Consider the following 9067-nt stretch of genomic DNA (forward strand, 5'->3'; position numbering starts at 1 on the left):
GGTGTTAGGCCTCGACGGATTCTCCAGAGGCTGGGTCGCCGTCAGCATCGACGGCGACCAGCGTACGATTTCCTTTCATGGCGACATTGCGGACGCGTTGTCGCGTCCGTTCGACCGTGCCGGGATCGATATCCCGATCGGCATGACCGACGACGGCGAACGCGGCTGCGACCGTCTCGCGCGCGAGCGCCTGCGGCCGCACACCTCGCGCGTCTTCACCGGTGCGCGGCGCTGGCTGTGGCAGGAGTTCGACGATCCCGACGCAGCGAATCGTGAAGCGCAACGCCGCGGCCAGACCTGCGTCTCGCGCCAGCTCTGGCACCTCGGCAAGAAGATCATGGAGGTCGATAGGTTCGTCCGCGCGGACCCCTCGCGCGACATCCGCGAGGTGCATCCCGAGCTGGTGTTCCTGCTGCTGAACGCGGGGGTGCCGCTGCCGCGCAAGAAGTCGGAGGAGGGCGATGCGCTGCGTTGCAGGCTGCTGAAGCGAGCGGGCCTTCGCGAGATCGATCGCTGGCTCACCGTCGCGCGGATCGGCAGCGGTGCGAAGCGCGACGATGTGCTGGATGCCTGCGCGGTGGCGCTCGCGGCCCATCAACCGAACGGCTGCGTTCCCGAGGGACAGCAGCCGCTGGATGCGCATGATCTGCCGATGCAGATCTGGTTCTAGACCGGTTTGCTTACGCCCGCGTGCCGGTGAAGGGGAAGCTGCCCATCGGGCCGATGCCCATCTCGCCGGAGATGCCGTCGCCGGCGACCTTGCCGGTGAATTCGAGCGTCAGCGGCATCGGGTTGGTGATGGAGACCTTCCAGGAGACGTCGTCGCCGTTCACGGTGCCGTCGAAGATTTCGGTGGAGTTGCCCTCGGCGCCCTGCGTGCCGGTGAGCGTGCCGCCGGAGCTTGCCAGCGACAGCGTCGCCTTGCGCTCGCCCATCGGCGTCGTCATCGTCAGATTCCAGTTTCCGTCCACCGCCATCGATGTCTCCCCTCGAGGTGAAAAGCGTGCGCGGCGGTATAGCCCATCTTGCCGCGCGCGCCTAGTTCGCGGCTAGCGACGATCAGGCGCGGGCGGTGGCGCGCAGCCGGCTGCCGACCAGGACGCGGAACGCGACGTACTGGATCGCGAAGGCCGCGATCTTCGCACCAAGTAGCACCACCGACACGTAGAACGCCCACAGCTTCATGTCGCCGGTCGCCGCGGTCGCGATGGTGCCGGCGGCGAGGATGAACATCAACCCGGCCCAGGCATAGCCGGCGAGGGTGGCGTATTCCGGAATGGTCTCGGTCACGATCGGCGGCAGATAGCGCAGCATCCAGCCGCGCTTCAGCATGATCGCGCCGATCGCGATGTGGCCGATCGCGGGCTTGGCCAGCACGAAGCGCGGATCGTTGGTGACGAGCGTCGCGCCGCCCAGCACGATCACCAGGCCAAGGCTTGCCCAGGTCATGTAGCCGAGCGCCTGTCCCCTGACGCGTGCATACAGCACTTGCGCGATTGCACCCGCGATCGCAACGCCGGTGGCGATCAGCACATTGTCGGTGGCGAGATAGACCACCAGGAAGACGATGGTGGAGAGGAAGTCGCTCGCGAGCCTGGCAAATACGCTCTTCATCGTGGTGGTTTCCGTTTCCTCGGGGCGGTGATTGCTTTGGTGTTGTGACCTTAGCGGTCAGTGCGACGGCAACGCGCCGGCCGGCGGCGCGCCGTCCTTGGCCATGCGATATTGCGGATACCAGCGGGTGAAGCCGACCGCGGCGTTGCGCGCCGCAAAGGCGATCAGCAGGCCGGTCCACAGCGGCAGGGCGGGTACGTAGAGCACCGCGATGTTGCCGATCAACATCAACAGCGTCGCGGCGGCCCAGGCGCCGGTGATCAGATAATTGGCATTGAGGAAGCCAGGCTGCTTCGCGATCTCGGCATCGACCTGCTCGAGCGCATATTGCCGCGTGAAGGGATGGCCGATCAGGATCGAGCCGAGCGACACCACGAGCATGCCGACATCGACCGCGATCTTCACCGCGATGCTGCTCGGCGTCGCGTCGACGAAGGTGAGGTAGCAGCCGACTGCGGTGAACACGATGACCGAGCCGACACCGAGGATCTTGATGCTGCGGCCGCGCGCGATATCGAACGCGATGACGGCAAGGCAGATCAGGGCGGCGCAGAGCAGGCTCGCCACGGCCGAGGTCACCAGCATCAGCGTGGCAAAGGCGCCGTAGGGAGCGAGGATCAGGAAGATCGTCATGGTGAGCCTCGAAGGCTGATCTTTACATCGTAAAGATACCCTAGAGGTGGGCAACGGGAGCGTCAAGCGAAATCTTTACAGTGTCAAAATCGTGATGCGGTCTGCAAAAATCATGAAACGTCAATGCTCTGCGGGTGCGATGAGTGGCTATCGATTTCTCCGCGTCGTCATGGCCGGGCTTGTCCCGGCCATCCACGCCTTGCTGCAAGCGGCGAGAAAGACGTGGATGCCCGGCACGGGGCCGGGCATGAAGATTGGAGAGACTGATGCTCTTACGTCTGAGACGATCGGCAGCTACCGCGCTCCGACCCAATTGCCGTGGAATCCATCCGGCACCCGGTGGCCGAGATGGACCAGAGCGGCCGGGCCTGCCTCGACATCCTGCGCGTTGAACACGGCGAGGTCGCTGCGGTTCTCGCGGGCGCGCCAGACCACCGCGAGCAGCCAGCCGTCGCCTTCAGCCGCGTCCGCGCTGCGTTCGACGAACACCGGCTCGGAGATGGTATCGCCGGCGGGCAGGAGATAATGGCCGACCCGCTTGCCACGGCCGTCGACATGCACGATGCCGGACAGCGCACCGAACATCGGTAGGTCAGGGTTGGCGCAGGCGTACCAGCCGTGATGGCTGGCAAATCCGGCGCGACGATCGTCGATGCGGGGGAATTCGCCGGTGAGGTCGTCGAGATAGGTTTGCGTGAAGCGGTCGGTATTCCCTGAGAGGTCGAAAGTCCAGCGGCAATAGCGCGCGCGGTTATTCTTCGGGTCGGTTGGCGAGCCGTCGGGATGGTTGAACAGCGGCGCTTCCTCGAACTGCATCACGTCGGCGATGATGCGGTTGCCGTCGTCCCACGCGTTCATGACGTGGAAGACGTAGCAGGTCTCGGCGCGGAACCAGACGATGTCCTTTGACGAACCGCTCCGCTTCATCACGCCGACATAGGCGCCTTTGTCCGGCTCCCAGGCGTAGGGCGCCTGTCCCTTCATCGCGCGCTGCATGCTGCCTGATATCGGCAGGATCGGAAACAGCACGTGGTTCTCGGTGACGATGAAGTCGTGCACCATGCTGGCATAGGGCGCCTCGAAGCGCTCGAACCGGCTCACCACGCCGGACGAGTTCACCGCACCGAATGACAGCGCCGGGGTCAGCGGACCCGCAGCGTTGTAGCCGAAGAACACCATCTCGCCGGTGACCGGGTCGATCTTGGGATGCGCGGTGAAGGGGCCGGAGATCGCGCCCTGGTAGTCGCAATAACCGAGGCGAGTGAGCGTGCCGGGGTCGATCTCGGTCGGCAAATGGCTCTCGACCAGCGCGAGCAGCTTGCCGCCGTGGTAGATGATGTTGGTGTTGGCGACGCAGCCATCGGTCGTGATGTCGGCGGGAGCGTCCGGCAGCTTGCGGCCGAAGCCGCCAAACAGCGCGCGGCCGGCGTCGTGCTCGGCCTGCCATTTCGCGGTGCGGACCCAGCGGTTGCGGTAGCTGGCGCGGCCGTTCTCGAGATGGAAGGCGTGCAGCATGCCGTCGCCGACGAACCAGTGCGCGCCCGGCACATCGAATTGCGGATTGGGGCCGTTGCGATAGAGCGTGCCGTTCAGCTCGCGCGGCAATTCGCCCGAGATCTTTGGGAATGGCGCATCGGCTTCGAACGGGATCGGCGCCAGATTGGTCCGCGCCGCGGTGGATGTGACCTGGTCGAGCATTCCGATCTCCCTGCATTATGATCTTTACATCGTAAAGATACCAGTAGGGACGGCACCGTCGGTCGTCAAGCAAAATCTTTACAGTGTAAAAATTGCGACCTATAACGGCCGCATGGCAAGATTATCCAAGGAAAACAAGGCGACACGGCCGGCGCGGGCTCCGGCCCGCCGGGTTGCGCGTGGAGCCTCCGATCGTCCGGCGCCGCGGCGCGGGGCCACCGACGCGCCGTATCATCATGGCGACCTGCACGAGGCGCTATTGAGAGCCGCCGAGCGCGTGCTCGAGCGTGACGGACTGGCGGGGCTGACCCTGCGTGCGGTGGCACGCGAAGCCGGCGTGTCGCACGCCGCGCCCACGCATCATTTCGGCGATCTCACCGGTTTGCTCAGCGAACTCGCAGCGATCGGTTTCCGGCAATTCGGCCAGGCGATGGCGGCGGCTGACGCTTCGGCGGCGACACCGCCCGAAAAGGGCGTGGCGAGCGCCAAGGCGTACGTCGCCTATGCGCAGGCGCATCCCGGCATGTATGGGCTGATGTTCCGCAGCGAGCGGCTCGATCATTCGCGGCCATCGCTGCACGAGGCGTCGGAGGCCTCATTCGCAGGGCTGACCCGCGGCGTCGGCGCCAGCCGGCATGAGCAGATCTCCAAGGAGCAGCTTACGCTGGATCAGGCGGCCGCGATCGCATCGGCCTGGTCGCTGGTGCATGGCTTCACCATGCTGCTGCTCGATGGGCGCCTCAAGACCATTCTGGACCGGGCGCCCGAGGGCACATCCGTGGAAGCGCTCTTGACCGCGATGCTGCGATTGTCCGCGGGCCGCTCGGCGCGGCCCTAGCATGATCCGGAAAAGTGCGAAGCGGTTTTCCGAAAAGATCATGCTCAAACAAAGAGCCAAGGCGCGATGACGATTCAGCGTAATCTCGTCGCGCTTTAGCGTTTCGTCAGCGACGTGGTGCGCCCGCTCTGGCCGACCGTCTTGACCTGATCCGCACCGCATTTGAAATCGCGGGCGAAATCGTCGGCGGCCTGACGCGCCAGCGCGTTGGCGTTGGAATTGGCAGCGACATCGACATAGGCGACATGGCAGACCTCGCCCGGCGGCAGCCGCGTCACCGCGAGCATCGCGCGCGGCACCGGGCCGCCGCGCTTGTCCTGCTCGCTGTTGTCGGCGATCTGCCAGCGCTGGATGATCGCAAACGGCTTGCGGTCGGCGGCACGCCATTCGACGGTATCGCCGGTCGAACTGAACGGGCCGAACCACGCCTGCGCCGCCGGTTCCCTGGCCGCGGCCGCCCGATTTCGGCCGACCGAGACCACTTCGCGCAGGTCACCCTCGCTGATCAGCACCACAAGGCCGGATTTTCCCGGGCAAATCCGCGTGGTGCCGCCGTCCTCTTGATTGGGCCTGCCGATCACGCGGCAGGCTTTCGGCGCGGTAGAGGTGTAGCTGCTGCTGATCGTCTCGGCGCCGGCCTGGCCAGGATTTGCACCGGCAAGCGCCATCGCGACTGTTGCAAAAGCAAGGTATTTCATCGGGGGAAACCTGCGATCCGGGCGTTACTTTGTGTCTGACATATGCAATCTGGGGAAGGTTCAACAGACACGCGGGAAACACCTGACAGGCGCGCGGAATCGTCCTAGAAGGGCGGCTTCGCAACTTCTGTCGCGTGCACTCTAGCGTGCCGTAGCCTCGATCGTCATGCCCGCATCATTATCGCACAAGCCCTATCGCGTCGGCCGCTCCCGTACCGGCCTCGGCCTTTTCGCCACCAAGCCGATCAAGAAAGGCACCAAGATCATCCGCTATTTCGGGCCGTTGCTCGACTCGAAGAAGAAGGATGAGGACGCGATCGAGAACAAATATCTGTTCGAGCTCACCAACCGCTGGACCATCGACGGCTCGATCCGCGAGAACATCGCCCGCTACATCAATCATGCCTGCCGGCCGAACGCGGAATCCGACGTCAAACCCCGAAAGCGCAAGGTGTTCATCCGCGCCATCAAGGACATCGAGCCGGGCGACGAGATCAACTACGATTACGGAACCGACTATTTCAAAGCCTATCTGAAGCCGATCGGCTGCAAGTGCGATTCCTGCGAGAAGAAGCGCAAGAAGCAGCGCGCCGAGGCGAGGGCGGAGCGCGCGCGGCTGAAGGAAAAGGCCGAACGGAAAGCCAGGCGCGAGGCCGAGAAGCTCGCAGAGAAGCGCGCCAAGCAGCGGAAGGCCAAGGCGACGAAGACTGCGAAAGCCAACGGCAGGGGCGGCAACGGCAAGACCCTGAACGGCAAGGCGTTGAACGACAAGCACCTCAACGGCCACAGCCTGACGGCCGCGGCCGGCAAGCGGGTGGCGCCGTCAAAGCGCGCTACCGCGCGCGTGCTGCAGGCCTGAGTTACGACCGATCCGGTCGACGACGGTCATGATGCGCGCGCTGGATGGCGCGTGGGACGTGGCAGATAGGCGCACTCGGCGAGCGTAGTCCCATCCAACTCGCGCATGAAGGCCTCACGGGCGGCCGCGAGCCTCGCCTTCAGCCGGCAGCGCGGCAGCAGCAGGCAATCGCCGCCATCATCCCTGAAACATTCGACCAGCGGGCTGCCGCCTTCCAGCGCGCGCACCACTTGCCCGAGGGTGATGGTCTCCGCCGGCCGTGCCAGCGAAAATCCGCCGCCGGCGCCGCGCTGGGTCGCGATGAAACCGCCGTCGGCGAGGTCGCGCACCACCTTGGCGAGGTGATTGCGGGAAATGCCGAACTCGGCCGCGATCTCGCTGGTGGCAAATGAGCGATCCGGCTCGCCGGCCAGCCGCATCAGGGCGCGGAGCGCAAAATCCGTGAACGAAGTCAGGCGCATGGAAGCCCTTCGCAATCAGCACTTGGCGGATCAGCTATAGCAGTCTAAATAGGCATTTGAAATACCTATTTAGGATGTGAGCGATGACAGGAGCAGAGCGCCGCGAGCAGATCACCGCCGAGATTGTCGCGCGGACCGGGATCACCGAGGCCATGATCGAGCAACTGGTGCACGGCTTCTACGCCAAGGTCCGCCAGGACCCGATGATCGGGCCGGTGTTCGAGGCCAGGATCTCAGATTGGGAGCCGCATCTGGCCCAGATGTGCGCGTTCTGGTCCTCGGTCGCGCTGATGACCGGGCGCTATCACGGTACGCCGATGGTCAAGCACATGCCGCTGCCGATCGATGCCGCGCATTTCGACCGCTGGCTGGAACTGTTCGAGGCGGCCGCGCATGAGCTGTGCCCGCCGGTCGCGGCGGTTCATTTCATCGATCGCGCGCGGCGCATTGCCTCGAGCCTGGAGATGGGCGTTGCCAGCGGACAGGGCGTGATGCTGGGGGTGGGGGGAGCGTTACAGGCGAAGCGAAGCGGGAGCTGTGCAGTAAGGTCGAACTCCGACCCGTCATTGCGAGGCGCGAAGCGACGAAGCAATCCATCCTTCCGCACATGCGGCTCGATGGATTGCTTCGCTTCGCTCGCAAAGACGTTGCGGTTACGCCGTCAGCACGCCTTCGCTCCTCCGCAACCCGACATATTGCAGTTCGGCGAACACGCCGGTGGCGATCGCCTGGGCGAGGATCACGATGGTGCCGAGCAAATTCGGCGACACCGCGCCCGACAGCAGCAGCGCGATGCTGGCCAGCGTCCAGGCCGCGTTGCCGGCGACCACGAGGATCACGGGTCCTTTCGGCAGCGCGGTTCGCGATCCGAGCCAGCCGACCAGCGCGGTGTAGGCGATCAGGAACAGCCCGGTCTCGCGCAGCAGCGCCTCAGGCAGGCCGAGCAGCGAGGCCAGCGCGCCGGCATCGAGCAGCATCGCGATGGCGGACACGCCGCTGAACACGGCATCGGCGAGCAAGGCGCGGCGCAGCAGCTGGGACGAATGGATCATGGCAGTGGTCTCCTTGGGTTGGATGGATTGGTCAGCGGAACAGGGCCTGCAGCTGACGCCACAGGCGGAGCGGGCACAGTGCCTTGCCGACCCTCATCTCGGCCGCATAGACCTGCGCGAACACGAACACGCCGGTCGCGTGCACGAGCGGCTGGGGCATGTTGAGCGAGCGCGCGAGGAGCCATGTGGCCAAATGGACCAGCCACGGGATCAGGACGGCGAAGGCGCGGATAAGGGACAGCATCAGCATGGTCATCTCCTGTGCCGTGGAAGATGAGCCGGCCTGCGCGCCAATTCGATTACCTCAGGCGTAATGGAACGGGCGAATTCCGCATGGTAGGTTTTGCACCATGAACGCACATGCATCCATGGCGCGGGCCGAGCCCGCAAAACCCGTCCTGATCGGCGAGCACCTGCGCGAATGGCGGCAGCGCCGCCATCTCAGCCAGCTCGACCTCGCCGTCGATGCCGAGATCTCGGCGCGACATTTGAGCTTCGTCGAGACCGGCCGCTCGGCGCCGTCGCGCGACATGGTCCTCAAACTGGCGGAGCGCCTCGACGTGCCCCTACGCGAACGCAACGTGCTGCTGGTGGCCGCGGGTTTCGCGCCCGCATTTCCGCAACGCTCGCTGGAGGATCCCGCGCTGAAATCGGCGCGCGAGGCGATCAACCTGGTGCTGAAGGCGCACGAGCCGAATCCGGCGCTGGCCTATGACCGGCACTGGAATCTGGTCTCCGCCAACCGCATGGTGGCGCCATTGCTGGAGGGCGTCCCGCAGCGGCTGCTCGGCCAGCCCTTCAATATCCTCAGGCTTGCCTTTCACCCGGAGGGCCTCGCACCGCGCACCGTGAATCTCGCGGAATGGGCCGCGCACCTTCTGGAGCGGCTGCATCGGCAATGCGAGGCCACCGCCGATCCGGAGCTGCTGAAGCTCTATCAGGACCTGAAGTCCTATCCGATCCCGGCGCGCTCGGCCCCGATCACGACCGACAACAACGTCGCGCTTCCGTTCAAGCTCCGCCTCAATGGCGAGATCCTCAGCTTCATTTCGACCACCATGGTGTTCGGCACGCCGGTCGACATCACGCTGCAGGAACTGGCACTGGAGACCTTCTTTCCGGCCGATGAGCCGACCGCCGAGCGGATGCGGCAGATGGCAGCCAGTATGAAATAGCGGCTTGTCTCGGGGCGCTTTCGGCCTACCTTTGGGGTT

Annotated in this window: 12 protein-coding genes and 1 pseudogene; 5 read left to right on the top strand and 8 right to left on the bottom strand. The window is 65.1% G+C overall.

Annotated features, from left to right (window positions below; translation table 11 throughout):
• The first annotated feature begins 1 nt into the window (after position 1).
• Positions 2-670: a DUF429 domain-containing protein gene (locus tag ACVINW_RS25580; RefSeq protein ID WP_456756497.1), complete on the top strand. Its 669-nt coding sequence runs from the start codon at positions 2-4 to the stop codon at positions 668-670.
• A gap of 10 nt (positions 671-680) precedes the next feature.
• Here ACVINW_RS25580 and ACVINW_RS25585 read toward each other — a convergent pair whose 3' ends face one another.
• The 4 genes from ACVINW_RS25585 to ACVINW_RS25600 form a co-directional block, all read right to left on the bottom strand.
• Positions 681-977 (bottom strand): hypothetical protein, encoded by a 297-nt coding sequence (locus ACVINW_RS25585; protein ID WP_456753869.1) that lies wholly within the window; start codon positions 975-977, stop codon positions 681-683.
• Between the two features lie 82 nt (positions 978-1059).
• On the bottom strand, positions 1060-1614 hold the full coding sequence (locus ACVINW_RS25590; protein ID WP_456753870.1) for an inner membrane-spanning protein YciB: 555 nt from the start codon (positions 1612-1614) through the stop codon (positions 1060-1062).
• A gap of 57 nt (positions 1615-1671) precedes the next feature.
• Positions 1672-2247, bottom strand: coding sequence for a hypothetical protein (locus tag ACVINW_RS25595; protein ID WP_456753871.1), 576 nt, complete (start codon positions 2245-2247; stop codon positions 1672-1674).
• Positions 2248-2541: 294 nt separating this feature from the next.
• Positions 2542-3945 carry a carotenoid oxygenase family protein gene (locus ACVINW_RS25600; RefSeq protein WP_456753872.1) on the bottom strand — a complete coding sequence of 468 codons (1404 nt, stop codon included), beginning with the start codon at positions 3943-3945 and terminating at the stop codon, positions 2542-2544.
• A 112-nt stretch (positions 3946-4057) separates the two neighbouring features.
• Between ACVINW_RS25600 and ACVINW_RS25605 the strand changes: the two genes are divergently transcribed.
• Positions 4058-4783, top strand: a complete 726-nt coding sequence (locus ACVINW_RS25605) for a TetR/AcrR family transcriptional regulator (protein WP_456753873.1) — start codon at positions 4058-4060, stop codon at positions 4781-4783.
• 95 nt (positions 4784-4878) lie between these two features.
• On the opposite strand, the gene ACVINW_RS25610 is transcribed toward ACVINW_RS25605, so the two are convergent.
• Positions 4879-5481, bottom strand: a complete 603-nt coding sequence (locus tag ACVINW_RS25610; RefSeq protein WP_456753874.1) for a hypothetical protein — start codon at positions 5479-5481, stop codon at positions 4879-4881.
• A gap of 166 nt (positions 5482-5647) precedes the next feature.
• Between ACVINW_RS25610 and ACVINW_RS25615 the strand changes: the two genes are divergently transcribed.
• Positions 5648-6340 carry an SET domain-containing protein gene (locus tag ACVINW_RS25615; RefSeq protein ID WP_456753875.1) on the top strand — a complete coding sequence of 231 codons (693 nt, stop codon included), beginning with the start codon at positions 5648-5650 and terminating at the stop codon, positions 6338-6340.
• 26 nt (positions 6341-6366) lie between these two features.
• Here ACVINW_RS25615 and ACVINW_RS25620 read toward each other — a convergent pair whose 3' ends face one another.
• Positions 6367-6801, bottom strand: a complete 435-nt coding sequence (locus tag ACVINW_RS25620; protein WP_456753876.1) for an RrF2 family transcriptional regulator — start codon at positions 6799-6801, stop codon at positions 6367-6369.
• A 203-nt stretch (positions 6802-7004) separates the two neighbouring features.
• Here ACVINW_RS25620 and ACVINW_RS25625 point away from each other — a divergent pair.
• Positions 7005-7139: pseudogene (locus ACVINW_RS25625) on the top strand (group III truncated hemoglobin); the annotation flags it as partial.
• 315 nt (positions 7140-7454) lie between these two features.
• Here the strand turns inward: ACVINW_RS25625 and ACVINW_RS25630 are convergent.
• Positions 7455-7853: a hypothetical protein gene (locus ACVINW_RS25630; RefSeq protein ID WP_456753877.1), complete on the bottom strand. Its 399-nt coding sequence runs from the start codon at positions 7851-7853 to the stop codon at positions 7455-7457.
• Between the two features lie 31 nt (positions 7854-7884).
• A complete protein-coding gene (locus tag ACVINW_RS25635; protein WP_456753878.1) occupies positions 7885-8109 on the bottom strand; it encodes a hypothetical protein in 225 nt (74 codons plus the stop codon).
• 94 nt (positions 8110-8203) lie between these two features.
• Between ACVINW_RS25635 and ACVINW_RS25640 the strand changes: the two genes are divergently transcribed.
• On the top strand, positions 8204-9028 hold the full coding sequence (locus ACVINW_RS25640; protein ID WP_456753879.1) for a helix-turn-helix domain-containing protein: 825 nt from the start codon (positions 8204-8206) through the stop codon (positions 9026-9028).
• Positions 9029-9067 lie beyond the last annotated feature (39 nt).

It is taken from the genome of Bradyrhizobium sp. USDA 4461 (genome assembly GCF_054055655.1).

Coding starts and splice junctions, on each gene's coding strand:
- ACVINW_RS25595 (WP_456753871.1), bottom strand. CDS start 2,247: ATGACGATCTTCCTGATCCTCGCTCCCTACGGCGCCTTTGCCACGCTG.
- ACVINW_RS25640 (WP_456753879.1), top strand. CDS start 8,204: ATGAACGCACATGCATCCATGGCGCGGGCCGAGCCCGCAAAACCCGTC.
- ACVINW_RS25590 (WP_456753870.1), bottom strand. CDS start 1,614: ATGAAGAGCGTATTTGCCAGGCTCGCGAGCGACTTCCTCTCCACCATC.
- ACVINW_RS25605 (WP_456753873.1), top strand. CDS start 4,058: ATGGCAAGATTATCCAAGGAAAACAAGGCGACACGGCCGGCGCGGGCT.
- ACVINW_RS25630 (WP_456753877.1), bottom strand. CDS start 7,853: ATGATCCATTCGTCCCAGCTGCTGCGCCGCGCCTTGCTCGCCGATGCC.
- ACVINW_RS25615 (WP_456753875.1), top strand. CDS start 5,648: ATGCCCGCATCATTATCGCACAAGCCCTATCGCGTCGGCCGCTCCCGT.
- ACVINW_RS25600 (WP_456753872.1), bottom strand. CDS start 3,945: ATGCTCGACCAGGTCACATCCACCGCGGCGCGGACCAATCTGGCGCCG.
- ACVINW_RS25635 (WP_456753878.1), bottom strand. CDS start 8,109: ATGACCATGCTGATGCTGTCCCTTATCCGCGCCTTCGCCGTCCTGATC.
- ACVINW_RS25620 (WP_456753876.1), bottom strand. CDS start 6,801: ATGCGCCTGACTTCGTTCACGGATTTTGCGCTCCGCGCCCTGATGCGG.
- ACVINW_RS25610 (WP_456753874.1), bottom strand. CDS start 5,481: ATGAAATACCTTGCTTTTGCAACAGTCGCGATGGCGCTTGCCGGTGCA.
- ACVINW_RS25585 (WP_456753869.1), bottom strand. CDS start 977: ATGGCGGTGGACGGAAACTGGAATCTGACGATGACGACGCCGATGGGC.